This is a genomic window from Pantoea sp. AG1095, assembly GCF_003208415.1.
Classification (GTDB): domain Bacteria; phylum Pseudomonadota; class Gammaproteobacteria; order Enterobacterales; family Enterobacteriaceae; genus Pantoea; species Pantoea leporis.
This window is the reverse complement of the sequence record NZ_QKMJ01000014.1, coordinates 67,412-93,198: the sequence shown is the minus strand read 5'-3', so window position 1 is coordinate 93,198 and position 25,787 is coordinate 67,412. Positions and strand designations below refer to the sequence as shown.

25 protein-coding genes and 1 pseudogene are annotated in these 25,787 nt (G+C 55.4%); 16 read left to right on the top strand and 10 right to left on the bottom strand.

The window, feature by feature from the left end:
• Nucleotides 1-171 precede the first annotated feature (171 nt).
• A pseudogene (locus DEU53_RS21095) lies at nucleotides 172-941 on the top strand (primase-like DNA-binding domain-containing protein); the annotation flags it as partial.
• Nucleotides 942-1,410: 469 nt separating this feature from the next.
• Here DEU53_RS21095 and DEU53_RS21090 read toward each other — a convergent pair.
• Complete coding sequence (locus tag DEU53_RS21090; protein WP_101763861.1) at nucleotides 1,411-2,070, bottom strand: DUF1345 domain-containing protein; 660 nt, start codon at nucleotides 2,068-2,070, stop codon at nucleotides 1,411-1,413.
• 195 nt (nucleotides 2,071-2,265) lie between these two features.
• Here DEU53_RS21090 and DEU53_RS21085 point away from each other — a divergent pair, with 195 nt between their 5' ends.
• Entirely contained in the window at nucleotides 2,266-3,300 is a 1,035-nt protein-coding gene (locus DEU53_RS21085; protein ID WP_146222859.1) for a virulence RhuM family protein, read from the top strand.
• Between the two features lie 111 nt (nucleotides 3,301-3,411).
• The gene (locus DEU53_RS21080) at nucleotides 3,412-4,260 is read left to right on the top strand and encodes an AraC family transcriptional regulator (protein ID WP_110868262.1); all 849 of its coding nucleotides are present in this window, start codon (nucleotides 3,412-3,414) and stop codon (nucleotides 4,258-4,260) included.
• On the opposite strand, the gene DEU53_RS21075 is transcribed toward DEU53_RS21080, so the two are convergent.
• Nucleotides 4,217-4,615: a helix-turn-helix domain-containing protein gene (locus tag DEU53_RS21075; protein WP_101763864.1), complete on the bottom strand. Its 399-nt coding sequence runs from the start codon at nucleotides 4,613-4,615 to the stop codon at nucleotides 4,217-4,219. The two genes, DEU53_RS21080 and DEU53_RS21075, sit on opposite strands and share 44 nt — an antisense overlap.
• 314 nt (nucleotides 4,616-4,929) lie before the next feature.
• On the opposite strand from DEU53_RS21075, the gene DEU53_RS21070 reads away from it, so the two are divergent.
• Nucleotides 4,930-5,307 carry a DUF1360 domain-containing protein gene (locus tag DEU53_RS21070; protein WP_192414310.1) on the top strand — a complete coding sequence of 126 codons (378 nt, stop codon included), beginning with the start codon at nucleotides 4,930-4,932 and terminating at the stop codon, nucleotides 5,305-5,307.
• A 30-nt stretch (nucleotides 5,308-5,337) separates the two neighbouring features.
• Here DEU53_RS21070 and DEU53_RS21065 read toward each other — a convergent pair whose 3' ends face one another.
• The gene (locus DEU53_RS21065) at nucleotides 5,338-5,802 is read right to left on the bottom strand and encodes an Rrf2 family transcriptional regulator (protein WP_110868261.1); all 465 of its coding nucleotides are present in this window, start codon (nucleotides 5,800-5,802) and stop codon (nucleotides 5,338-5,340) included.
• Between the two features lie 132 nt (nucleotides 5,803-5,934).
• On the opposite strand from DEU53_RS21065, the gene DEU53_RS21060 reads away from it, so the two are divergent.
• Nucleotides 5,935-6,375 (top strand): acetyltransferase, encoded by a 441-nt coding sequence (locus tag DEU53_RS21060; RefSeq protein WP_110868260.1) that lies wholly within the window; start codon nucleotides 5,935-5,937, stop codon nucleotides 6,373-6,375.
• A gap of 1 nt (nucleotide 6,376) precedes the next feature.
• On the opposite strand, the gene DEU53_RS21055 is transcribed toward DEU53_RS21060, so the two are convergent.
• Entirely contained in the window at nucleotides 6,377-7,369 is a 993-nt protein-coding gene (locus DEU53_RS21055) for a LacI family DNA-binding transcriptional regulator (protein ID WP_110868259.1), read from the bottom strand.
• A 401-nt stretch (nucleotides 7,370-7,770) separates the two neighbouring features.
• On the opposite strand from DEU53_RS21055, the gene DEU53_RS21050 reads away from it, so the two are divergent.
• Nucleotides 7,771-9,234, top strand: coding sequence for a sugar porter family MFS transporter (locus DEU53_RS21050; RefSeq protein WP_110868258.1), 1,464 nt, complete (start codon nucleotides 7,771-7,773; stop codon nucleotides 9,232-9,234).
• 45 nt (nucleotides 9,235-9,279) lie between these two features.
• On the opposite strand, the gene DEU53_RS21045 is transcribed toward DEU53_RS21050, so the two are convergent.
• The 5 genes from DEU53_RS21045 to DEU53_RS21025 form a co-directional block, all read right to left on the bottom strand.
• Nucleotides 9,280-10,410: an ROK family protein gene (locus tag DEU53_RS21045; RefSeq protein WP_101763869.1), complete on the bottom strand. Its 1,131-nt coding sequence runs from the start codon at nucleotides 10,408-10,410 to the stop codon at nucleotides 9,280-9,282.
• A gap of 8 nt (nucleotides 10,411-10,418) precedes the next feature.
• Nucleotides 10,419-11,159 (bottom strand): DNA replication protein DnaC, encoded by a 741-nt coding sequence (gene dnaC, locus DEU53_RS21040; RefSeq protein WP_110868257.1) that lies wholly within the window; start codon nucleotides 11,157-11,159, stop codon nucleotides 10,419-10,421.
• On the bottom strand, nucleotides 11,159-11,695 hold the full coding sequence (gene dnaT / locus DEU53_RS21035) for a primosomal protein DnaT (RefSeq protein ID WP_101763871.1): 537 nt from the start codon (nucleotides 11,693-11,695) through the stop codon (nucleotides 11,159-11,161). Before dnaT ends, dnaC begins: the two co-directional genes overlap by 1 nt.
• Nucleotides 11,696-11,806: 111 nt before the next feature.
• Nucleotides 11,807-12,484 (bottom strand): hypothetical protein, encoded by a 678-nt coding sequence (locus DEU53_RS21030; protein WP_110868256.1) that lies wholly within the window; start codon nucleotides 12,482-12,484, stop codon nucleotides 11,807-11,809.
• 73 nt (nucleotides 12,485-12,557) lie between these two features.
• Nucleotides 12,558-13,253, bottom strand: coding sequence for an autotransporter (locus tag DEU53_RS21025; RefSeq protein WP_110868255.1), 696 nt, complete (start codon nucleotides 13,251-13,253; stop codon nucleotides 12,558-12,560).
• 140 nt (nucleotides 13,254-13,393) lie between these two features.
• On the opposite strand from DEU53_RS21025, the gene DEU53_RS21020 reads away from it, so the two are divergent.
• The 9 genes from DEU53_RS21020 (at nucleotide 13,394) to DEU53_RS20980 (ending at nucleotide 22,618) form a co-directional block, all read left to right on the top strand.
• Nucleotides 13,394-13,954 (top strand): DNA-3-methyladenine glycosylase I, encoded by a 561-nt coding sequence (locus tag DEU53_RS21020; RefSeq protein WP_101763874.1) that lies wholly within the window; start codon nucleotides 13,394-13,396, stop codon nucleotides 13,952-13,954.
• Nucleotides 13,955-14,063: 109 nt separating this feature from the next.
• Entirely contained in the window at nucleotides 14,064-14,726 is a 663-nt protein-coding gene (locus tag DEU53_RS21015; protein WP_101763875.1) for an OmpA family lipoprotein, read from the top strand.
• 159 nt (nucleotides 14,727-14,885) lie between these two features.
• Nucleotides 14,886-15,890 (top strand): LacI family DNA-binding transcriptional regulator, encoded by a 1,005-nt coding sequence (locus DEU53_RS21010; protein ID WP_110868254.1) that lies wholly within the window; start codon nucleotides 14,886-14,888, stop codon nucleotides 15,888-15,890.
• Nucleotides 15,891-15,948: 58 nt separating this feature from the next.
• Nucleotides 15,949-16,974, top strand: coding sequence for a LacI family DNA-binding transcriptional regulator (locus DEU53_RS21005; RefSeq protein ID WP_110868253.1), 1,026 nt, complete (start codon nucleotides 15,949-15,951; stop codon nucleotides 16,972-16,974).
• Between the two features lie 125 nt (nucleotides 16,975-17,099).
• On the top strand, nucleotides 17,100-17,846 hold the full coding sequence (locus tag DEU53_RS21000) for a sugar phosphate isomerase/epimerase (RefSeq protein ID WP_101763878.1): 747 nt from the start codon (nucleotides 17,100-17,102) through the stop codon (nucleotides 17,844-17,846).
• Nucleotides 17,847-17,856: 10 nt separating this feature from the next.
• Nucleotides 17,857-18,801 (top strand): sugar kinase, encoded by a 945-nt coding sequence (locus DEU53_RS20995; protein WP_008105274.1) that lies wholly within the window; start codon nucleotides 17,857-17,859, stop codon nucleotides 18,799-18,801.
• A 179-nt stretch (nucleotides 18,802-18,980) separates the two neighbouring features.
• A complete protein-coding gene (locus DEU53_RS20990; protein WP_101763879.1) occupies nucleotides 18,981-20,264 on the top strand; it encodes an MFS transporter in 1,284 nt (427 codons plus the stop codon).
• Nucleotides 20,265-20,314: 50 nt separating this feature from the next.
• Nucleotides 20,315-21,289, top strand: coding sequence for a glyoxylate/hydroxypyruvate reductase GhrB (gene ghrB / locus DEU53_RS20985; protein ID WP_110868252.1), 975 nt, complete (start codon nucleotides 20,315-20,317; stop codon nucleotides 21,287-21,289).
• 81 nt (nucleotides 21,290-21,370) lie between these two features.
• Nucleotides 21,371-22,618 carry a valine--pyruvate transaminase gene (locus DEU53_RS20980; protein ID WP_110868251.1) on the top strand — a complete coding sequence of 416 codons (1,248 nt, stop codon included), beginning with the start codon at nucleotides 21,371-21,373 and terminating at the stop codon, nucleotides 22,616-22,618.
• 72 nt (nucleotides 22,619-22,690) lie between these two features.
• Here the strand turns inward: DEU53_RS20980 and DEU53_RS20975 are convergent, their stop codons facing one another.
• Nucleotides 22,691-24,124, bottom strand: a complete 1,434-nt coding sequence (locus DEU53_RS20975; protein WP_110868250.1) for a PLP-dependent aminotransferase family protein — start codon at nucleotides 24,122-24,124, stop codon at nucleotides 22,691-22,693.
• Between the two features lie 196 nt (nucleotides 24,125-24,320).
• Between DEU53_RS20975 and DEU53_RS20970 the strand changes: the two genes are divergently transcribed.
• Nucleotides 24,321-25,787, top strand: a complete 1,467-nt coding sequence (locus DEU53_RS20970) for a hypothetical protein (protein WP_110868249.1) — start codon at nucleotides 24,321-24,323, stop codon at nucleotides 25,785-25,787.

Sequence of the window (25,787 nt, the reverse complement as noted above, 5' to 3'; positions counted from 1 at the left end):
TGCTCTGGCGTGTAGTTAATCCGAGTTCTTCGTTTCATGGCAACGCCCCCCTTGATTAAGGATAGCGTTGCATCGACCCATTGAACTCACAGCACTAAACGGACTGTCGCCTATATAAACCCTGCAGAAGGTGAAATACTGTAAGCTTATGCGTCAGTTTTCTGGTAGTGACTAGACCGTGCCACCAGAGGTAACGCAGAAAAACGCAACATTATTCTCGCTGTACTGTTTGTGGTGTTGGCGAACCGTAACGAATGTCAGCTGTTTCTGAAAGTCACCGGACTCGGCAGCAACGGCAAAAGCATTATGGCGGAAATCGCCACCATGCTGTCCTGTGCGGACAAAGCCGTGTCACGAAACGCTGGAATCATCCCGTGAGCTTGCGGCGGTAATTGGCCACTCGCTAATAAGGCTGCCCGATCAGAAGAAATGGAGTGGCGACGGCGCTGGCCTAAAGGCAATTAGCGGCGCGATACGAAATACCAGCACGCCTATTCCACACATATTCCGGCGGTGATACTAGCGGTGAATAATAACCCGATGCGCTTCACTGACCGCAGTGGCGACGTATCACGCCGTTTGGTAATCCTGCATTTTCCTGAAATCATCCCGCCAAACGTGCGATATCCCCAACTGAAGGAAAAAATCAGCGGCGAGCTGGCCGTTACCGTGCGACAGCTAATGCAGCAGTTCAGCCAGTAGCAGGACGCCAGAGCGTTGCTTCAGTCTCAGCAAAAAAAGATGAAGCCATGCGCATCAAACGTGACGCAGATCGGATAGTAAACTTCTGTGGCTACCTGTTCACCACGTCAGAGCCGAATGCGCTCTATATGGGGAACGCCAGCATCAGGCCTCTCCAGCCTAAGCGCTACCTCTATCACACCTATGTGGCCTACATTAAGGCCAAGGGTTACATGAATCCGCTCAGCAGGAATATGTTTGCCTGACACTTGAGCCATTATACGTGTGTAAGGGCATCACCATCTCAAGCTACGTAAAGTGTGCAAACTAATCTCGTGCTCACGGAAGAGAGCAGCACCTGCTAGCCACCGAAGTGCTATGTTCCCACAAGGATATGACTATCCTTTAACGGACAAAGACGGTTTTTTCACGACCAGACTTCACCGGAGATGAATGATAACCGTCACCCTGCACCCATTGATCACAGCATAACAGCCTGTTTTTATAGATAAAAAAACATGAGTGAATAGTGTGAAGAATAGTTAGTAAAATCTTTTCTGCACATTTCGATAATGTGTTTCATCATTCTCATAACGCATTCACGCAAAAGAAATGTGTATAGATTCATGTATAAATAGAAAGTCATTTATATAATGATCCAATTATTTTCAATAACTTAATCTTCTGCAATGACTCCTGTGATCTTCCGCCACTTACAGTTCATCCCAGCTAACTCAACAACCCCGCCCCCACATTCACCGACAACCCTAAAATCGCCAGATTGAATACAAACGAAATCACCGACTGTAACAGAGCGATTTGCCGCATATCCGTGGTGCCCGTTGCCACATCGGCAGTTTGCGAAGCTACCGCGATGGTGAAAGAGAAGTAGAGAAAATCCCAGTATCCCGGCTGCTCGGGCTTTTCAGGAAAGATCATCGGTGTGACATCCTTGCTGCGACGCAGATAGTGATGATGCGCGTAATGCATGGCGAATGACGTCGGAAGCAGCGCCCAGGAAACCACCAAGGTTGCCGCGGTCAGCAGCAGATGCAGCACGCGTGGCGTTCCCGTCAGGCTCTTCAGCGTGGTGAGTTCCATCAGAATTGCCAGAATGCTGACCAGGCAGGTAAGTGTCACCATACTCAACACCAGCGTCGCGCTCTCATCCTCGATTTTCGCAATATGCGGAATATCTTTGGCCTCGGTGCCTAGCATGCGCAGCCACAGAAATGCGAGATAGAGCCATGCCAGCACGTTCCAGCCAATCAGCAGACGCTGCAACATGCCCAGGTGCGCAGGCAGGAAGAAATAACAGGCCACGCCAGCCACAATCGAAATCAGCAAACGCAGACGCGCGCGAAGGTAATGCATCAGGGAAAGGCTCATGGTGTCAGAGGCTTAGTGAAGGGAGGTGGATAAGTTAACTGTAGACGCTGATAAAGAGGTTGTAATTGCGGAGCACCCCAACCGTTTACCAAATCTGCTGCGCTGCAGTTGATAAAATAATCGCTAATCGACTAATGAGCTTCATTGCGTCTCTCTGGCATACTGTGCACCAGATCCTAAAAGAGCGGAGGCGACATGTCAGAGGAGCAATCCACACCATCACCAGCAGGCGAATTTGTCATGTTTGCGAGCGGCGATGGGAAAGTGCGGGTTGAATGTCGCTTTGAAAACGAAACTCTGTGGCTTTCTCAGGCCATGATATGTGAGCTGTTTGATAAAGCGAAAGCGACCATCAGTGGGCATATCAAAAACATCTTCGAAGAGGGTGAATTGCTGGAAAATTCAGTTGTTCGGTTTTACCGAACAACTGCCAGCGATGGAAAAAATTATCAGGTTCAATACTTTAGCCTGCCAATGATTCTCGCCATAGGTTATCGCGTCCGCTCTGCACGCGGTACTCAGTTCCGCCAATGGGCAACGCAAACCCTGCAAGAATATTTGGTCAAGGGCTTCGTGATGGACGATGAGCGGCTGAAAAATCCGCCGGTTGGTTCATCCGCAGTACCTGACTATTTCGATGAGATGCTGGAGCGTATTCGCGACATTCGCGCCAGTGAGCGTCGGATGTATTTACGCGTTCGCGAGATTTTTGCCTTAGCGGCTGACTATCAACCTTCCCTCAAAGAGACCACGCAGTTTTTTCAAACCATTCAGAACAAATTGCACTTTGCCTGTACCGGTTATACCGCTGCCGAGCTGATTCATTTGCGCGCCAACGCCAGCCAACCTCATATGGGTTTGACCAGTTTCAAAGGTGAAGAGGTGCGCAGAAGCGATGTCACCGTGGCTAAAAATTATCTGGTTCAGGACGAAGTGAGCGAGCTTAATCGCGTGGTCACGATGTGGCTGGATTTCGCAGAAGATCAAGCGCGCCGCCGCCAGCAGGTTTTTCTTCGCGATTGGCAGAGCAAACTCGATCAATTTTTGCAGTTTAACGATCGCGATGTGCTGCAAGGTGCAGGTTCAATCAGTAAGAAAATGGCCGATGAAAAAGCGCAGGCTGAATACGGTCAATTCGCCGAGCAACAGCGTCGTTTAAAAGAGGCAGAAGGTGAAAACAACATTGCCGGTCTGCTGCAGTGGCAGACAATCCCTAAGAAATCGAAATGATCGCCGCTGGGCCGCATCCCGCCCTTTCACTCCTCAACTTATACACACCCACGCTTTACTTCCCCACCTATCTCCGCCACTTTGCTCCTTCATCGCATTGTGGAGCCTGGCATGTTAATCCATCCAACCGATACTCTGACTTTTTCCGGCAATCCGCGTCAGGCTGAGCTGCGTCAGCGCCTGCTGCAGCCGGATGCGCCGAAAGTGATTGCCGCTGCGTTAGCGAAGCAGCTGGACCGTGAAACCTTCACCCATCGCCACGCCGCCGGGCAACTCTTCTGTTTGAAGCAGGGATTGATGACGGTGAAAACGCCGTCGGGTATTTTCGCCAATCCGCCGCGACTGGTGGGCTGGATTCCGCCCTACTTTGAACATGCGATCATCGGGCCGGGCCCGGTGCTTGGCTGGACAGTATTGGTGGACGATGCGCTGGCCACGCCCTTGCCGGATCATCCCGTCCTGCTTTCCTGCCCGTCGGTGCTGGAGCCGCTGGCGGAAAGACTGGCAACCTTATCGCCCGATCACTGGGGCAGCGCGCGCTACCATCGCCTGTGCGAGGTGTTCCTGGATGAGTTATATGAATCAACGGAACATCCGCTGACGTTACCGCTGCCGGCGGAACCGCGCTTGCTGCAGATTGCACGCCTGTTGATGGACGACCCCGCCGATACACGCACCGGGCCCGAACTGGCGCGCTGGGCGGGACTCAGCCCGCGCAGCCTCAGCCGTCATTGGGCCAGCGCGGTCGGCATGAGCTTGACGCGCTATCGCCAGGTTTCACGTTTACTCAAATCACTGGAAGGATTGGCCGCGGGCAAAAGTGTGCAGCAAGTGGCGTGGCAGGTCGGATTCGACAGCGTTAGCAGCTACATCAGCGCTTTTCGCAGCGCGTTTGGCTCAACGCCCGGCAAATACTTTACGCCGCCAGCCGACTCTGCGGATGCAAAAACAGCAAACTAGCAGGCCCATCAATGTCCGGCAAACTGTGCTGATATTTGCGACGGAACGCGCCTGGCGGCAGGTCGAACATGCGGCGGAAGGTGCGGCAGTAAGTTTGCTGCGAGTCGAAGCCATATTTGATGGCGATATCCATCAGCGGCATATTGCTGTTCAACAGCGCAATCACCGAAGCCGTTAACTTGCGCTCGCGAATATAGGTACCCAGCGCGACGCCGGTGTAACTGCGAAACAGTCGCTGCAGATGCCACTGCGAATAGCCGGCGCGGCGCGCCACGGTTTCCAGAATGAGTTTCTGCTCAATGTTGTCCTCAATCCAGAGCATCAGTTGTTGCATAAAGGCGGCGTGCATATCCATCTTTCCTCCTGATGTCGAAATGAATACCGTGATACCGATAAATCGTCGCACATCCCGTAGCGGCGCGATTTATCGCGCAATAAATTGCGCCGCTACGATCAGTGCGCTCTGAAATTTCGGTGTCAGCGATTAACTGATAAGCATTATAAGAAGACGTTAGCTGGCTATGTGATGGTCAAAAGCCAATAAATAACGATAACTCGCCAATTTATGGCTGTTCCTACAGCTAGGACTCTTCGGCATCTTGTAGCCAAATGCATCATGTAATATTGTTAGTTACATGAAATGATACTTTGAGATGAAAAGGAGAATGTATGAGCAGCTTAATAATATCGAACCTGTCAATATGCCTGGCGATCGCACTGGCATCGGCCAGTATTTCCATGACAATTACCCAAACTGAGCTATTCGCGGGATTACGCGCATGGACCGCTAAAAAGAACGCATTATTGGGTCATTTGTTTCATTGCTTCTATTGCATGAGCCACTGGGTGGTATTTTTCGGCATGGTGGTTTATCACCCTGATTTATTACATAGCGGAATGGCAATTGCTGACTGGCTGATGACAGCATTTATCACCCTCACGCTAACAACCTTTATTAATGGTTTGATGTTTAAGGTTTTCCAAGCGGCCATTACTACGCACGTCATGAAGCATGAAGCACAAATCACCTTACAAAAACAGGATTAACCGATGTGATGAATAGCCGGGAAAAATCGGTTATTCACTGCATTTAGGGAAGGTATCGGACGGGAGGCCAAGTTTAGCCATTTTACTCAGATAATCGTCGCTAATATCGGCAACAGTAATTTGGCTAAAGCGCTTCAACAACAGCGCTTCCGCTTCGCTAAGGGTTTGATCGAGTTGCGCATCAACGGCATGCTCAACCAGACAAGGCGAGGGCTCCGCAGCCGGACCAATGCTAAACAGCGCTGGTGCGCCGATTGCCTGATAAACATCCAGCAGGGATATTTCCGTTAACGCCACACGCAGCTCCCATCCACCACCGTGCCCTTTTTCTGACACCACATACCCTTTATCACGCAGGCCGGACATCATCCTGCGCACCACCACCGCATTAGTGCCCAACATTTTAGCCATCGTTTCTGAAGTGGCGCGTTTAACGTGCCGATCCAGATGTATCAGTGCGTGCAACGAGCGGGACAAGCGATTATCGCGCGGCATAAATCATTCCTCTAAAATTCACCACACTCTAACAAAGGAGTGAAGTGGCAACAATTTATCGCGCTATCATCGAGTCAAAAGCTTAATCATCAGCGTTTACGGATATGACACGAAAATATCAAGGAGAACACCATGAAAGGAATTTACCCCGCGCAGAGGAGCGATTTCGAGGCGATAACCACGGTATGGGAAGCCTCGGTGCGGGCGACGCATCATTTCCTGCAAGATGCGAATATCCGCGCTCTGCGCCCGTTAGTGCGCGAGCAATATTTGCCGATGGTTGAGCTGCGTGTTTATCGCGATGAACAACAGAACATCGTCGGTTTTCTCGGCGTGGCGGATAATCGGCTGGAGATGCTGTTTGTCGCGCCGCAAGTGTTTGGTCTCGGCATAGGCAAACAGCTACTGCGCTTCGCCATCGAACAAATGAATGTCACCGAACTGGATGTGAACGAGCAGAATCCGCAGGCGCTAGGTTTCTATCAGCATCAGGGATTTGTTATCACCGGCCGCTCGCCGCTGGATGGTCAGGGAAATCCTTTTCCGCTGCTTCATCTGCGCTATGCGCCGTGATTTAAATGGTCGCGCCCATTGAAAGGCGATAATGCAGGTCGACCTGCTCGATGGTGGGCTGCTGGTTGATCTTTTTCAGGATGATCTCCGTCGCCACTTTTCCCATCTCAAAGCGCGGCGTGATCACGCTAGCTAAGCGTGGCGTGGTTGCCTGACCAATTTCCAGCCCGTGAAAACCGGCAATCGCCATCGCTTGTGGCACGGCAATGCGCGCCGCCTGACACTCCTGCAGCACGCCAACCGCCAGATCGTCATTGGTACAAAGAATCGCATCCATCTCCGGATAGAGCTGGCGCGCCAGCGTCATCATGCCGGTACCAATCGATACCGAAGAGACTTTGTTCGGCACAATCCGGCCCGCAGGCAACCCGGCCGCTTCAACCGCATCGCGATAACCGGCGTAGCGTTGCTCATCACGGCGATCGGACATCGAACCAAAATAGATAACGCGCTGTTTGCCGCTGGCCAGCAGCATCGCCGTCATGTCGTAGCCGGCGCGATAGTTGTCGAAACCCACATTGATGCGTCCACGCGCCTCGGTCAGCCCCATCACTTCCGCCACCGGAATGTTGGCGGCGTTTAGGTATTTTTCTGCGCGCACAGTGTGCACAGATTCGGTCAGGATCAGCCCTTTGATGTTAAAGGCCAGCACCGTGGCGATCTGCTCCTCTTCACGCTGGGCGTTGTAGTCGTAATTGACCACCAGCGTTTGATAACCGTGCGCGCTGGTCACCGATTCAATACCCGCCAGCAAGTCGGCAAAGATTTGATTATTAAAAGAAGGAATTAACACGCCGATGCGCGGTGGGTTCTGTTTGGTCGCTGAGACATTTTCGCTATCCGCGACGTAGCCAATTTCGGCAATCACGCTGGCGATTTTCTCCGCCGTTTCCGTTTTGACCTTTTCCGGCGTGCGCAGATAGCGACTTACCGTCATTTTGGTGACGCCCGCCAGGGTAGCAATATCGTCCAGAGTGATGCGCTGCGTTTTCATTACGGCGTCCGCAAAGAGGGGCTGATAATCAACGTATTATGCCCGTTGCCTGTTAAAAAATGAAACGCACCCGTGCGCTCCGTCGGGTGAAATAAACCCGGCAAACCCACATATTCAACAGAATGAAAATTCCAATAAAAAGCAAATTGTGCAATGCCCTTACTGAGTGAGTTGATGAAAAACCTATCATTTCATTGGGCTATAAGCATACTCCTGACGACTTATTCGGCAATTTTCGCCACCCCCTTCACACTTTTCGGAAAAAATGATCCAAATACCATCATTTAGAACATATATTCCAACACGAAGACCTCGCGTGAATAAAAGTTGAACATCGAAACCTACACCACCCTCTTTCTGGACAAGTAACGTTCAGGCCGTAGAGACAAGGGGCTATAACAATGGATACCAGGCAAAAACGCTACAACATGAAGTATGTCATTCTCTGCTGTACTGTCGCGGCATTCGGCGGTCTGCTGATGGGATATGACTCTTCCATTATCTCCGGTGCAATCGAACCCTTAAGTGAATATTTCCAGTTAACGCCCGCTGAAACCGGCTGGGCCGTTTCCAATATCCTGCTCGGCAGTTTGATCGGCTGCTTTATGGCACCGCGCCTCAGTGACAAGCTGGGACGTAAAAAATCCCTCGCCATCACCGCCCTGCTGTTTACCGTTTCGGTGATCGGCACGGCGCTGGCGCATAACTTCACCGTGTTCGTCATCTTCCGCATGATTGGCGGATTAGCGATTGGCCTGGCCTCGGTGATTTCGCCTATCTATCTGGCCGAGCTGTCGCCTTCGAAGTTTCGTGGCCGTACCACCGCGCTCTATGCGGTGTGCTGCGTCGGCGGACAATCGGTAGTGTTGCTGACCAACTACTTCATCACCAAATCCACCTTGCCGGATGTGATGATCAACATAGGCTGGCGCTACATCCTCGCCACCGCGCTGGTGCCGTGCGCGCTGTTTATTTTGTTCATCGCCTTTATCCCAGAATCACCGCGCTGGAACGTGCTGAAAGGCAAGTACGATGAAGCGTTGGATACGCTGACCAAAATCTCTAACCGCGAACATGCCGAGAGCGTGTTCAACGAAATCAAACATTCGTTTTCTGATAAAACCGCGCAGCAGCACAAATCGCGTCTGCGTCTGGATAAAACCACCATTCCATTGCTGATTGTCGGCATCGGTTTGGCGGTGGGTAACCAGATCAGCGGTATCAACGTCATTCAGTACTTTGGGCCAACCTTGCTGAAAAACGTCGCGGGCAGCACTGACTCAGCGCTGCTGCAAACCTTCTGGCTGTCGATTTGTCAGTTTATTGGCGTGCTGGCGGGGATGATGCTGATCGATAAAGTCGGTCGTCGTAAGCTGCTGCTGCTGGGCGCAATCACCTCTTGCGTGTGCCTGACCTACTCCTTCATCGCCTTCTATTACCACTTGCCGGGTATGCTGGCGGTTATTGGCCTGTTCGCTTACATGATTTTCTTCGGTATGACGTGGGGGCAGATCGTCTGGACGGTGCTGGGCGAAGTGTTCCCAACCGAGATTCGTTCGATTTGCGTGGGGATTTCCATCTGCGCGATGTCGATGGCCAACTTTGTTATCAGCAGCACCTTCCCGATCATGAACAGCAGCCCGATGCTGCTGGATATGTTCCACGGTGGCTTCCCGCTGTTGCTGTTCGCAATCTTCTCGCTGGGTATGTACTTCTTCACCTTCCGCTACCTGCCAGAGACGGCCGGCGTGTCGCTTGAGAAGATTCATGCGCTGGTGCTGCGTAAATTTAACGTCGAAGCAGAGTTGCCGGAGACGACGTCCACCGTGAAGGCGAGCGAATCATTTGATATTCCACGGCATTAATCGGTAAGGATAGGGATCTGCAGGGCGCCCTTTATGGCGCCCTTGTTAACTCAGGCGTTCGTACTGCTCAATCACCGCCAGCGCTAAGCCGTTGGCCGGATCGATACGCAGCGGCAGGAAATGCAGCGCGGTATGGGCGAAGGTAAAGGCCAGCGCACCGGCCTGCGCCGCCTGCTGCACCGCCTGCACAAACGCTGGCTGCGCATTCCACGGCCCATCAATAATGATGCTGGCCGGATTCACCAGCTGCATCACCTGACTCAACGCGTTGCCCAAGTGGGTGCCCGCCTGCGTCATCACCTCTTTCAGGATTTCCGGTTCGCTCTCGCCATTCTGCCAGCGCAGGCCCGGTTTGCGTTTTGCCAGCTGCTGCTGAATGGCCGGTTTGCTCACCAGCGTTTCCAGACAACCTAAGCGACCGCAGCTACAGCGTTCGCCGTTAGGTTGCACGATAAGATGGCCGATCTCGCCCGCCGTCCAGCTGCTGCCGGTAAACACTTCGCCGTGTTCCACCAGCGCGCCACCTAATCCTTCAGAAATTCGCAGATAGAAATGGCTTTGCGACTTATTCAGTTCGAGTTGCTGCACCGAAAGCAGCGCCGCCGCTTTGACGTTATTCATGATGCGCAGCGGCAGCGGCATCTCGTGGCTGAGGATGGTCATCACATCCACATCCTGCCAGCCCAGATGCGCGGAAAAATGCACCCAGCCGCGATGCGGATCGATGATGCCAGGGAAACCAATCGCCACGCCGAGCAGCTCGGGATGCGCCGCGTGCAAGGTCTGGCACACTTCCACCAGCTCATGCAGCAACTGCTCAGGATCGCTGGTTTCGGTGCGCCAGGTTTGCTCGGCAATCACCTGCGAGAAATAGTCGCACACGCGCCAGTGAATCGCCTGGCGCTCCACCATGATGCCCGCGCTTTTCAGCTTTTCGGCGCGCAGCGAGATTTCGATTTTCGGCCGGCCCGCTGACGCCACGCTAACCGGGCCGAGCTCATTGATCAGCCCGGCTTCCAGCAAATCATCGACAATCAGTGAAACGGTGTTTTTGCTCAGCTCGAGCGCTAATGCCAGATCCTGGCGGGAGGTGATGCGGGTGGTGCGCAGTTGCATCATCACCCGCTTCAGGTTGTTCAGGCGAAGTAGTGCTGGACCTTTACCGGCTGCTTTCATAGCACTCCTCAATACTCATCACCGCGCACACGGCTGCGATAACTTTCCCAGTCAAAGCGCACCCACAAGCTGTTGCCGAGGCGCATACGGTCCATCACGCGTTCACCCAGCAGCGAATTCATGCCGGCGGGATCGAGGTTCGATAACATGCCCGTTGGGCGTTTCGACGATGAGCGGCGATCAACAATCTGATTGATGATCACTTTTTCATAGCGCGATTCACTCTGCATGCCGATCTCATCGATCACCAGCAGATCCACATGGCTGAGATCGTGCAGCAGGCGCTCTTCAGTTAAATCGCTGCCGCCGCTGAAAGTGCCCTTCATGCTCGACATCAAGTCGGCCACGGTCACAATCAGCACGCTTTTACCGCGAATAATCAGATCGTTACCAATCGCTGCGGCAAGGTGGTTTTTACCGGTGCCGGGACGACCGGAAAAAACAAAACTGGAGATGCTGTTTTCAAATCCGGCGGCGTATTCGCGCGCCATGGCCAGCGCTTTGCGCTGCCCATCATTTTCCACGCGATAGTTGTCGAACGAGCAGTTCATGTGCAGCTCGCGGATGCCCGAGCGCCCCATGATGCGCTGCATTTTCATCGCGCGGTTTTCTCGCACAATCGCTTCCGAGCGCAAGCGGCCCTGTTCCTGGTTCCAGGCCAGCAGCTCCGCGCCGCTTTTGAATTTCGGCTGCACTTCGGACGGCATCATCTTTTTCAGGCGACTAAAAAGATCGTTCGGCGTTTTCATTACTCACCTCGGAATCCATCGGGAATATCGTAATCAGTATTGCTGATTTGCGTGAGATCGCGCTTTGGCTGTCCGCCATTGGCGGCGCGATTCATCTGCACGCTGCGCGCTAGCTTCTGCTGCCACTGCACATGATGGAACAAACGGCCTTCCGCCTGCCAGTACGCCACAAACGTGGCCAGCTCGGCGGCGGTAACCGGTTCACTCAATGCCACGCCCCAGATGGCGGCCTGACGCTGAAAATCGCTATCGGGCTGCCAGCCTTCATACATTGCGAACTTGCCCACCGGCGTGGCGATGGGCGCGCTTTCGGTCTGAAACAGACTCTCATCCAGCGTGACATCATTGGGCTGCTGCGCGGCGGCTTCCAGCGCCAGCAGCTGCGCCAGACGCTGCGGCGTGAGCGCATAAAACGCCGGCGTATTGTTATGCAGCACCGCCAGCGTGCCGTTATCGGCCTGCTGCAGCACGGCGAGCGGGTCATGGCAGAAGCCATCCAGCCCCACCAACGTTGAAGATAAGATTTTGACTGACATGAAGAAACCTGACGTTAACCAGCATGGTGCGCCGGGCGGCAAATTCAGCCCGGCGTTATGCGGTAAGTGTACCTGTTTTAGGACAAGTGATCGTCAAAAAGGTCGCAGCGATTAGCGTGGCATCGTCAGCGGTTCGGCGCGATCCACATGGCGTGACGCGTGCGGCACCCGAGCCGCGACAGGCTGCGGCCGGGTTTGCCAAAGATAGCGAGCCGATGCGATCAGGCACAGGCTGTAGCCAAACATCTCGCTGCCCTCTTCCGCCATGTTTTTTACCACGCGGTTATAGCCATCGAGCATCAGATGTTCCCACAGCTGATGCATGCCAAACAGGCGCGAAAACACCAAAATAGCCAGTAAACCTGCGGCCATCATCTGCCAGCTGCGATGCTGAACCAGCGACGCCAGGCCGGGCAGGATTTGGCGCGGCTGGCGGAAGGCCATCGCCAGACAGGCCGCCGTCGTCGCCAGCGCAAACCACAGCCATGCGCCGTGCCTGATGAAATCGAACAGGAAGTCCATCTCACGAATCAGCATGCAGCTGTAAAAACCGCCGACCAGGATCAGCACACTGCGTTGTGATGGCCGCTGCCAGGCCGAGAGGAAATAGAAGGTGGCGATGAGCAAGAGCATCAGCTCCTGGGTGATTTCGGTGAAGGAGGTTTCGTGCAGGGCATCGTTCATCCAGTTGACGTCGATGTAGACCATCGCCATACAGAAAACGAGCACCAATCCACTGATGAGAAAGGCCGTAACTTCACGGCTAATAAGAATAATATTGTTGCGCATATTGTGACCAAAGTAATGATTAGCGCGCTTAGTATATGGACCTCACGTTTTGTCACTTCTCTTTTTATGCCGATTAGAAGCTGGCGCTGACGCCCAGGCTATAAATAAACTGCTCGCCGCTGGTCACTGCGCCGGTTTGCGCAAAAGAAGCAAAGGCCGCCATATTTTGCCCCAGCGGCATATTTGCGCCGACGCTGACATCCACCCAATTGCTTTCCCGTCCGTTGATATCCTCGGCTCGTTCGCGGGTGGGCGATGGCAACTCTTCATTTACCAGATGGCTGTAACTCACCTGCGCCCACGGCGATATCCCACTAAGGCTGGAATCCACGCGCCAGCCAACGGAGGCAATGTGCTCGGCGTTGTTGCTATCCACTCCTGCGCACTTCGGACAGCTCAAGGTCGAATCATCTACCGCAAACTGCGCCACCGGCCCGGTGCTCACCGCTTTACTCATCGGCATCGACCAGCCGGCAGAGTAGCGATTAACAAAAGGCGTAGCGCCGACGCTGGCGGTTTCACTGTGCAATACCAACGCATAGTCATTCGGCGAGTTAAGCGCGGCGTCAAACAGGTTGGCATCGGGGTTTTCTGTCAACATCAGGTGATTACTGGAAATTTTTTCAGCAAGTATGGCGTTGTAATCGGGTGCGCTATTCTGGCTCGATTGATCAAAGGCATAGGTATTCCCGGCCAGAAAAAATAGCCATACACTGCCAAAAGCCAGCGCGATTATATGCTGGCCTGTCCGCTGACTTTTCTGCAACATGAAGGACTCCTGACGAGCCGGGAAGAGATGGGCGTTTAGGTTTTATAAGATCTATATCGGCGCCCCTTGTATAACTATTAATCGCTTTTGCCATTCGTCAAGGGAACTACCGCTATTTCATAGGCTAAGGGAGTGATGCAATGCAACGTTGTGGCTGGGTAACTGAGGATCCACTGTATCTGGCGTACCACGATAAAGAGTGGGGCGTGCCGCAAACCGATAAGCGAGTCTTATTTGAAATGGTCTGTCTTGAAGGCCAACAGGCCGGACTTTCATGGATTACGGTACTGAAAAAACGCGAAAACTACCGCCGCGCGTTCCATGAATTTGATCCCGCAGCCGTGGCGTTGATGGATGAAAGCGACATGGCACGGTTGATGCAAAATGCGGGACTGATTCGCCATCGCGGCAAGCTGGAAGCGATCATCAACAATGCGCGTGCCTTGCTAGCGCTGGAAGCCACCGGAGAGGAGTTTTCACGCTTTATCTGGTCTTTTGTCGACCATACGCCGATTTTGCACCGTTACGCGAATTACAAAGACGCGCCAACGACCTCCGAGCCCGCGATTGCGCTGTCGAAAGCACTTAAGAAGCGTGGTTTTAAATTCGTCGGCCCCACAACCTGCCACTCATTTCTACAGGCCTGCGGCTTAATTAACGATCATCAAACCAGCTGTTTTTGCCATCCTGATAATCTTTAAAGCAAAAGTTTACAAATTAAGACTGACCCTCACGTATTTCCCCATAATTGAACGGCATAATAGTGCCGTTTTGGGGCTTTTCCCCGTTTAAATCTGTGAGGGGTTTTTCATGAATAAGCGTATTTTGGCGCTGACCTTGTTACTGAGCGGCAGCCTCGCGCTGTCGGGTTGTACCACCAATCCCTATACCGGCGAATCGCAGGCGGGCAAATCGGGTATCGGTGCTGGTTTGGGCGCGGTGCTGGGTGCGGGCGTGGGCGTGCTGTCGTCGTCGAAGAAAGATCGCGGTAAAGGTGCGTTGATTGGCGCGGCGTCCGGTGCCGCACTGGGCGGCGGCGCGGGCTATTATATGGATGTGCAGGAAGCGAAACTGCGCGACAAAATGCGCGGCACCGGCGTCAGCGTGACGCGTCAGGGCGACAACATCGTGCTCAACATGCCGAATAACGTCACCTTTGATTCCAACAGCAGCAACCTGAAACCGGCGGGCGCCAACACCCTGACCGGCGTGGCGATGGTGCTGAAAGAGTATCCAAAAACCGCCGTGAATGTGGTGGGCTATACCGACAGTACCGGCACGCGCGCGCTGAATATGCGCCTGTCACAGCAGCGCGCCGACAGCGTGGCCAGCGGTCTGATTCTGCAAGGTGTGGCACAAAACCGTCTGCGCACCCAGGGTTTAGGCCCGGATAATCCGGTTGCCAGCAACAGCACCGAAGACGGTAAAGCACAGAACCGTCGCGTTGAGATCACCCTCAGCCCACTGGGCTAAAAGTAAAGAGCCGATCTGCACGAACAGATCGGCTTTTGTCACATTTTTCCGCCTCTTTTGACGCCATCTTTGTTAGAAAAAGCTAAAAAATTCGTAACCGATAGAGCCGCCTTTTCCTTTATGCTAGCGTGATCAAAAATTGATCAGTGGGACGCTATCATGTCACTCAAAGCCATCGCCGCTACCCTTGGCCTCTCTGTTACTACCGTGAGCCGGGCGCTAAATGGCTATGACGATGTAGCGGCCGTCACGCGTAAACGCATTGAAGACGAAGCGAATGCGCGCGGCTATCGCCCCAACGACGCTGCCCGCCGCCTGAAAACCGGGCGCGCCAATGCGGTCGGTCTACTCTTTCCCATCAGCCACGCCTCGCTCAATGACAGCTATTACAGCCAAATGCTGCTGATGCTGGATCAACGCCTCGCCCAGCACGATATTGATTTGCTGTTGCTGCCTGACAAACCGCAAGGGCAACAGCGTAAGCTGATCCGCATGCTGCGCAGCGGCGCCATCGATGCGCTGATTTTAACCCACACCCTGCCGCAGGATGCGCGACTGCAACGCTTGCAGCAGAAGGGTTTCCGCTTCCTGACGCTCGGCCGCAGCGAGCTGCCGCTGCCATACGCATGGATTGATTACGATAATCACGCCGGTACCTTTCTGGCGGCAGAACACTGCCTGCAACAAGGGTGGCCACGTCTGGCCTATCTCGGCAGTAACGAAACGGCAACGTACATCCTCGATCGCCGCCAGGGATTTATTGATGCGCTGATTCGGCATCAGGCGCCGGTCGATCAATCCCTGATGGCCGCGCTACCCGCCACACGCCGCTCCGGCTATCAGCAAACCAATGACTGGCTGGCCCAAGGCGACGCGCCGCAGGCGATCATCACCGATTGCAGCACGCTGGGTGAAGGTGCCGCGATTGCGCTGCAGCAGGCGGCCCGCCTGAAGGGCGCGCAGGCGATTCCGCTGTATGTGTATGATGGATTGCCGCCCGATTCGATTGTCGATCAGCCGGTGAACACCATTCTGCAATCATCGCAGCAGCACATTGGCGAGCGCATCGCCGAAATGGTGCTGCAACTGCTCGATGATGTGCCGCCAGGCGATCTGCAAACGCTCTGGCAGCCGGTGCTGCGACTCACTTCTGACGCGCAATGATTGCGCCTGGCGCGAGCTGTGTTAGTCTTCGCCTGTTTCTTTTCAGCAGGTGTAAGCAATGAAAACCAGGCCGCCACGAGCCACAATCAGTGACGTTGCCCGTACGGCAAAAACCGGTAAAACCAGCGTTTCCCGCTATCTGAATGGCGAAGTGAATCTGCTCTCGCCCGATCTCAAAGCCCGTATCGAACAGGCCATCGCCGAACTCAACTATCGTCCCAGCCAGATGGCGCGCGGATTGAAACGCGGCCGCACGCGTTTGATTGGCCTGATCATTGCCGACATCACCAATCCTTACTCGGTTGACGTGCTGAGCGGCATCGAAGCGGCGTGTCGTGCGCAGGGCTTTACCCTGCTGATGTGTAACACCAACAACGAAGTCGATCTCGAACAACATTACCTGCAACTGCTCAGCAGCTATCAGGTGGAAGGCATTGTGGTTAATGCCGTGGGCATGCATGAAGAAGTGCTCAATCGCCTGCAACAGTCGATGCTGCCGATGGTATTGATTGACCGGAAAATCCCCGATTTCGCCTGCGATATGGTGGGGCTCAACAACGTTGAAGCCTCCACGGTTGCGACCCAACATTTGCTGGATAACGGCTATCAAGCCCTGCTCTTCCTTAGCGAGCCGCTCGGCAGCGTTAATACGCGCCGTGAACGTCTGCGCGCCTTCTACGACACGGTAAAAAACGCGCCAGAGATTGCGGCAGAGAATGCCGAAGTGGCGCTGCATCAGCCCGACGCGCTGGAAAAACAGCTGCGGGAATTCCACCAGCGCCATCCCGACAAACGCTGTGCGGTGATCGCCGCCAACGGCGCGCTGACCTTGCAAGTGGCGCGCGCGCTGCAGCGCCTTGCGCTGCGCTGGGGCGAAGCGATTGGCCTGCTGGGCTTTGACGAACTGGAATGGGCGGCGCTGGCGGGCGTCGGCATCACCACCTTGAAGCAGCCCACCTGGCAGATTGGTTACGCCGCGCTGGAGCAGGTTATCGCGCGCATTGAGGGCAGCGAGCAATCGGTCAGCGAACAGCTCTTCTCCGGCGAACTGATCGTACGCGGCTCCAGCCAGCCGCTGCGCTAAGCCGGCCTTTTATGGCTCACTTCGTGAGCATGATCATAATTTCACGGTCTGCGCCTTTCCTTTGGAACCGGTTCCATTTAGGTTTTTTATAACGAATGGGATGTGGTCATGCCCGGAGAAACGTGATGAAACCAGAAATTATTGTTGTAACTGCCGCATACGGCGCGCAGAAAGTAGCGGAGTTGGGTGGCCAGGCCGCGCTGTTGCCGCTGATCAAACAGGCCGGCGCAGATGGCGTCGAAATTCGTCGCGAGCTGTTCAACGAAAATGAACTCTGCCTGCTGCATGCGCTGGGCAATGCGATTTCCCAGCATCAGCTGAGCGCCAGTTATTCCGTGCCGGAAGCGTTGTGGCTGGATGATGGTGCGCTGAATCCGCGTCTGGCGCAGTTCCTGCAGGAAGCCGAACAAATCGGCGCTCAGCGCCTGAAAGTGGCGCTTGGCCATTTCGTTGAACTTGATGCGCGCGCGCTGCTCGATGTACTTAAAGCATCAACGGTGACGCTGGTGGTTGAGAACGATCAAACGCCAGACAGCAAACTGGCGCCGATGCTGCGCTTCTTCCATCAGGCTTGCGATGCCGCATTGCCGCTGGATATGACCTTCGATATGGGCAACTGGCAGTGGACCGGCGAAGACGGTTTGCAGGCCGCCGCGCAACTCAGTCGCTACGTTAGCTACATCCACGTTAAAGCGGCGGTGCCACACGGCGCTACTTTCCGCGCGATCGCGCTGGATCAGGCCGACGATAGCTGGCGCACGCTGCTGAACGCGCTGCCAACCGACGCACCGCGCGGCATCGAATTCCCGCTGGAAGGCGGGGATTTGCTGGCGGTCACGCGCCATTACGTTGACCTGCTGCGTGCAGCGTAAGGAGCCGATGATGACGCAAAAAACGCTGGATGTGGTGACGATTGGTGAAGCGATGGCGATGTTTATCGCCCAGCAAACCGGCGATCTCGCCGCAGCAGAAGGCTTCGTCAAACGCATTGCTGGGGCCGAACTCAACGTGGCGATTGGCCTGGCGCGCCTCGGTTTGCAGGTCGGTTGGGTGAGCCGCGTCGGCGACGACAGTTTTGGTCGCTTCACACTGCAACAGCTGGAAAAAGAGGGCGTCGATCACCGCTGCGTCACCACGGACGCGCGCTATCGCACCGGCTTCCAGCTCAAGTCCCGCGTCGATGACGGCTCCGATCCGGAAGTCGAATATTTCCGCAAAGGCTCCGCCGCCAGCCATCTGTCACCCGACGATTTCAACGACGACTACTTTGGCAGCGCGCGCCATCTGCATTTAAGCGGCGTGGCGGCGGCAATCTCTGACAGCTCGCTTGCCCTGGCGCAACACGCGGCAAAAGAGATGCGCGCGCGGGGCAAAACCATCTCCTTCGATCCTAATCTGCGTCCGGTGTTATGGCGCAGCGAAGAGGAGATGCGCAAGCAACTCAATCATCTGGCGGAATACGCCGATTGGGTGCTGCCGGGCGAGAAAGAGGGTTTGATTCTCACCGGCTACCGCCAGCCGGAAGCCATCGCCGATTTCTACCTCGATAAAGGGGTGAAAGCGGTGGTGATCAAAACCGGTGGCGACGGCGCCTGGTACAAAACCGCCGACGGCCAGCAAGGCCAGGTCGCACCGATTCGCGTCGAGAATGTGGTCGATACCGTGGGTGCCGGCGACGGCTTTGCGGTTGGGCTGATCAGCGCTTTGCTGGAAGGAAAATCCCTGCCGCAGGCGATTCTGCGCGGTAATAAGATCGGTTCGCTGGCGATTCAGGTCGCTGGCGACAGCGAAGGCCTGCCGACGCGCGCGGCATTGGGCGATTACTGATAACAGCACAATCCCGTAGCGGCGCGATGCATCGCGCGCTTTTCGCAGCGGCTTCGCTGCCAGAAGCGCAATAAATTGCGCCGCTACGGGTCCGTACGAAACCAAATAGCTGTACCCACTACAACAATATAGCGAGACGCATCCACTGAATGCGTCCACCTCAACCAGAGGAGTCACCCATGAAATCGCAGACAATCGCGCCAAAACGCTGGTGGTTTATCATGCCCATCGTGTTTATCACCTACAGTCTGGCGTATCTGGACCGGGCGAACTTCAGCTTCGCCTCTGCCGCAGGGATAAATGACGATCTCGGCATCACCAAAGGCATGTCATCGCTGCTGGGCGCCCTGTTCTTCCTCGGCTACTTCTTCTTCCAGATCCCCGGCGCGCTGTACGCCGAACGTCGCAGCGTGAAGAAGCTGATTTTCTGGTGCCTGATTTTATGGGGCGGCTGCGCCTCGCTGACCGGCGTGGTCAGCAACATTCCGATGCTGGCGGCGATCCGCTTTGTGCTCGGCGTGGTGGAAGCGGCGGTAATGCCGGCGATGCTGATCTATATCAGCAACTGGTTTACCAAATCCGAACGTTCGCGCGCCAATACCTTCCTGATCCTCGGTAATCCGGTGACGGTGCTGTGGATGTCGGTGGTTTCCGGCTATCTGATTGAGTCCTTTGGCTGGCGCGAGATGTTTATCATTGAAGGCATCCCGGCAGTGATCTGGGCGGTGGCCTGGTGGTTCCTGGTGCAGGACAAACCTGCCCAGGCCAAATGGATGAGCGAAAGCGAGAAAGCCGCGCTGCAGGCGCAGCTGCAAAAAGAGCAGGAAGGGATTAAAGCGGTACGTAACTACGGTGAAGCGTTCCGTAATCGCAACGTGATCCTGCTGTGCCTGCAATATTTTGCCTGGAGCATCGGCGTGTACGGTTTTGTGCTGTGGCTGCCGTCCATTCTGCGTAACGGTTCGCAGATGGGCATGGTGGAAGCCGGTTGGCTGTCTGCGGTGCCGTATCTGGTGGCGACCATTGCGATGATCGTGGTGTCGTGGGCGTCAGATAAAACTCAGAACCGTAAACTGTTTGTCTGGCCGCTGCTGCTGATTGGCGCGCTGGCGTTCCTCGGTTCGTATCTGGTGGGTTCCAGCAACTTCTGGCTGTCGTATACGCTGCTGGTAATTGCCGGTGGGGCGATGTATGCGCCTTATGGTCCGTTCTTCGCCATCATTCCGGAGATGTTGCCGCGCAACGTCGCCGGTGGTGCGATGGCATTAATCAACAGCATGGGCGCACTGGGTTCCTTCGTCGGATCGTGGATTGTAGGCTATCTTAATGGCGCGACCGGTTCGCCTGCCGCCTCCTACATTTTCATGGGTGCTGCGCTGCTGGCTTCGGTTTGGCTGACGTTGATCGTCAAACCAGCCCAGAACAAAACGCCGCCGCCCGTTCACGGGGCGAAGCACGCGTAATCGATTCGGGAGGCCTTAAAGCCTCCCCTACATTTTAAAGGGAGCAAAAGATGAAACCTGCTGTGATTCTTTATAAGAGCCTGCCAGATGACCTGCGCACCAAACTGGATGCCCATTTCACCGTCACTGAAGTGCACGACATTTCCCCGGAAACTATCGAAAAACACGCGGCGCAGTTCGAACAGGCGCAAGGTTTGCTCGGCTCTGGCGGCAAAGTGGATGGCGAGCTGCTGGCAAAAATGCCCGCGCTGCGCGCCTGCTCCACCGTGTCGGTGGGTTACGATAACTTCAACGTTGATGCGCTGAATCAACGCAAAGTGCTGCTGATGCACACACCAACCGTGCTGACCGAAACCGTCGCCGATACCATGATGGCGCTGGTTCTGAGCACCGCGCGTCGCGTGACCGAGCTGGATAAGTGGGTCAAAGCCGGCGAGTGGAAAAAGAGCATCGGCCCGGATCATTTCGGCATTGATGTGCACCACAAAACTCTCGGCATTCTCGGCATGGGCCGCATCGGCCTCGCGCTGGCGCAGCGTGCGCACTTTGGCTTTGGCATGAACATTCTCTACAACGCGCGTCGTCAGCATGAAGAGGCGGAAACCCGCTTTGGTGCGCGTGCCTGCGATCTGGAAACCTTGCTGAAAGAGAGTGATTTTGTCTGCATCAGCCTGCCGCTGACCGAACAGACGCACCATATGATTGGCGCAGCGCAGCTCAAGTTGATGAAGCCAAGCGCAATTCTGATCAACGCCGGTCGCGGTCCGGTGGTGGATGAGCAGGCGCTGACGGCGGCGCTGAAAGACGGCACTATCCACGCCGCCGGTCTGGATGTGTTCGAAGTTGAGCCAGTGCCTGCCGATGCCGAAATTTTGACGCTGCCTAACGTGGTAGCGCTGCCGCACATCGGTTCCGCCACGCATGAAACCCGTTACGGCATGGCGCGCGACGCGGTAGATAACCTGATCGCCGCCCTGAGCGGCAAAGTCGAGAAAAACTGCGTTAACCCGCAGATCCAAGGCTAAGCGGCCGCTTTACCCATTGCGCCTGCCAGCGGCGGGCGCTATGGTGGTTCCCCATTCGATTTCACAACGTTTTAACTTCCTATGTCCTTTTCTCAGTTCGGCGACAAATTTACTCAAAACTCCGGCATCTCACGTCTGATGGAAGACATGGGTGAAGGCCTGCGCACGCCCGGCACCATCATGCTTGGCGGCGGTAATCCGGCGCAGATCCCGGCGATGAATGACTATTTCAACCAGTTGCTGATGCAGATGCATCAGGACGGCCAGCTGAGCGAAGCGCTGTGCAACTACGATGGTCCGCGCGGCAAAGCGCTGCTGCTGGATGCGCTGGCGAAGATGCTGCGTGAAGAACTTGGCTGGCCATTAACCGCGCAAAACATCGCGCTGACCAACGGCAGCCAGAGCGCGTTCTTCTATCTCTTCAACCTGTTCGCCGGACGTCGCGCCGACGGCAGCAAAAAGCGCGTGCTGTTCCCGCTGGCACCGGAATATCTCGGCTACGCCGATGCCGGTCTGGAAGAAGATCTGTTTGTCTCCGCCAAGCCAAACATTGAGCTGCTGCCGGAAGGCCAGTTCAAATATCACGTTGATTTCGACCATCTGCCGCTGAATGACGATGTCGGCCTGATCTGCGTATCGCGCCCGACCAACCCAACCGGCAACGTGATCACCGATGATGAACTGCTGCAGCTGGATGCGCTGGCGCAGCAGCACGGCGTACCGCTGCTGATTGATAACGCGTACGGCGTGCCGTTCCCCGGCATTATCTTTAGCGAAGCGCGCCCGCTGTGGAATCCCAATACCATTCTGTGCATGAGCCTGTCGAAACTCGGCCTGCCCGGCGCACGTTGCGGCATTATCGTCGCCGATGAGAGCACTATCACCGCCATTGGTAACATGAACGGCATTATCAGCCTGGCGCCGGGCAGCATCGGTCCTGCGATTGCCAATGAGATGATCGTACGCGGGGATCTGCTGCGGCTGTCGCAAGAGGTGATTAAGCCGTTCTATCAGGCCAAAGTCAGCGAGACGATTGCGATTCTGCGCCGCTATTTGCCGGAAGATCGCTGCCTGATTCATAAACCCGAAGGCGCGATTTTCCTCTGGCTGTGGTTCCGCGATCTGCCGATCAGCACCGAAACGCTGTATCAGCGCCTGAAAGCGCGCGGCGTGCTGATGGTGCCCGGCCACTTCTTCTTCCCCGGGCTGGAACATGAATGGCCACACACCCATCAATGCATGCGCATGAACTATGTACCGGATGCGGAGAAGATTGAGCGCGCGGTGCAGATATTGGCGGAAGAGCTGGAAGCCGCGTTTAAGAATTAAAGCTTCAAAATCGCGCGATGAATCGCGCCGCTACGATTGTGTGCACATTCCGTAGCGGCGCACTCTATTGCGCTATCCCTGCGTTATAGATAGCTGGCACCACTGCGCCAGCTGCTGAATCGCCTGCTCCACTTCGGCATTCCAGCCAAAACCGGCATTGAGTCGAAAACAGTGATCGTAGCGGTGATCGGTCGCGAAAATATGGCCCGGCGCGATACCGATACCCGCGTTGCGCGCCTTGAGAAACAGCGCGCGCACATTCAGCGCACCGATCGGCATTTCCACCCATAACACATAGCCGCCTTCAGGATCAGACACCCGCGTGCCCGGCGGGAAGTAGCGCAGCACCGCCTGACGCATATGCTGGATTTGATTCTTCAACTCGCGCCGTAGCTTACGCAGATGCGCATCATAGCCGCCGCTGCGCAGCAGTTCGGCAATCGCTGCTTGCGACAACACCGACGTGCCCATGCTGGTGGTGTATTTCAGCGAGGCGATTTTGCGCATGTAGTTGCTGCTGTGCACCCAGCCGATGCGAATGCCCGGCGCAACCGTTTTCGAGAAGCCGCTGCACAAAATAGCGTTCGGGCTGAAGGCACGCATCGGGAACGGACGGCGCTCGCCAAACGCGGTATCACCGAAGATATCATCCTCAATGATCACCACATCGTTCTCGTCGGCCTGACGCGCGATATAGGCTTTCTGCTCGTTGGGAATGCTTTTGCCGAGCGGATTATTGATGTTGTTGATGGTGAGATACGCCTGCACCGCTTTGCGCTGGAACAGCGAAGTAAGTTTCTCCACATTGACGTAGCCTTCCGGCCCCGCTTCCACCTCAATCACCCGCAGATTGAGGTTATGCAGCATCTGCAGCAACACGAAATAGCACGGCGATTCCACCGCAACGATATCGCCTGGCCGCGTGGTGGCGCGTAGCGCCAGCGAAATCGCTTCGATGCAGCCGTTGGTGATCAGGATGTCATCCGCATTGATATTGCAGCCATAATCCACCGCGCGGCGTGCAATTTCATTTTTCAACGGCGCGTAGCCGGTGCCTTTTACGGTATTCCCCAGCAGCGCCGGTTTGCTGTAACCCATCTGGCGCATCAGCAAACCAATCTTCTTCACCGGATAGAGTGAGAGGTCGCCGTTGGCCAGATCCAGCCGCACGCGGCAGTCTGAACCGAGCATCGCCAGATGCAGCTCGGTCTGCTCATCGAGCGGCGCCACTTCGCGCGCTTGCTCGTTGATGACCGTGGGAAAGGTTTTATTAACAGGCCGCGGGGCGACAAAAAAACCGGACTTGGGACGCGCCACCGCGTAGTGCTCATCCTCAAGCGTGCGTAATGTTTTCAGCGCGGTGGTCATGCTAACGCTGTACTGCGTCGCCAGCGTGCGCACCGACGGTAAACGGCTGTCGGGCGGCAGCGAGCCGCTGTGAATGGCTTGTTTTATCTGCTCTGCGATTTGACGGTAACGACTGCCCTGTTCCGTTTCACCCGCCATCTGTTCCACCCTATTTCGTCCGGATCTGTGCGTTTTCACCAGATTACATTCAAAGTACTTTAGGCTGCATTAGTTAATTGATAACCCGCGCAATCGTCTTTAAGGCATTCATTCCGTAGCACCTTCGTGGCCCATTTCCCGTCTGATGCCGCCAGCACGGCAGCAGCGACTTTTTAGCCAAAGGATGAAGTGAAAAATGAATAATCTGTCCACCCTGATGCGAGAGATTAGTGGATATCTCACCCCCACGATTATTGATTCCGCGCAACACTGTTCACGCCGTTTACTTGCCGCGCTCCCGGATGCCACTCACCCGGAGAATAACCGCGTGCTGCTGGCCTACGGCGGCGGCAAAGACAGCAGCTATATGGTGGCGTACGTGCGCTACATTCAGGGACTGATCTGGCAGCAACATGGCAGCACCTTTCAGCTGCGCATCAGCACCAACCGCCATGCGGCCATGAACGACAGCGTGATGGAGAATATCGATCGCGTGTATCGCGCGCTGCACATCCCCGATGATGACTTTACCGAATGTCTGGTGACTGACGGCCTGCAAATCCGCCACTTCGATCGCCATTTACCGATGCCAGACAGCGTGCGCCAGCAGAATCGCAACGATGTGTTGATGAATGGCCACCGCTTCCGCGCCGATGCGCGCTCCACGTTTTGTAACGCCTGCAATCTCAGCATGGTGAACTCGTTTGGCCTGGCGGCGCATTACGACGGCGGCGTTGATGTGATCATCACCGGCGATTCGCCGCAGGAACAAACCGCTTATCTGGCGTGGGCGCGCCATCTTTCGCGGCTGTTTTCTGCGCCGGTGGCGGATAAATCGCGCGGCTTTAGCGGCTTCCTACAGACGCTGGATGGCGTGGCCGAACGCTACTTCGCCGATATCTACGGTGCCGATCAGGTGACGCCCGCGCACCGCATTACCTGGCAGCTGGAACGCGATCCGCTGTTCTTCAATATCTATCAGGACACCGCGTATGAAGCGGGCGCGCACTGGGCGCTGCTGACTGAATTTATGCATTTCCGCTTCGATGAACTGATGTTCAGCTTCTCCGAATCGGACTGCGGGAACCCGACGTTAATGGCACATATTCGCGGTCTGCGTGCGGAGACGCTGTTGCAGCGCAGCTACGCCGAAGGCATTCGCGAATATGTGCGCTTTGCGCTCGGGCTGATGGTGAAAAAAGATTTCCCGCCGCAGCTGATTGATGAGATGGCGGCACGTTATCAGGACGATGAGGCGATTAAGCGCGCCCGCCAGCGCGCCGCGCAGTTCGCCGAGCAGGCATTTGGCCTCAATGAAACCCAACTGGTTTGCATGATCTATTCGCCGTTTATCGCCGAAGGTAATCAGCTGAAAAGCTGGCTGCAGCAGTTAGTCGATGCACCGGACGAAGCGGCGGTGCGCGCCTTGCTGCGCGGCGAGAGCGACGACCTGGGGCTGGCGCAGCAGCTGGAGCAACGCTCTGGTTTGACCGTGGCGCAGATGCGTCACTGCTGGCGTAGCAAGCAGGTGAGTTCACTGCTGGACGAACAGCGCGGCGATGCGCTTTCGCGCGTGCTGCGTTTTGACCCGCACAAAGCAGTGATTCAGGTGAATAACGGGGTCATGCACGACGTCGTCACTGAAGTGATCTCCGGGCGTTAA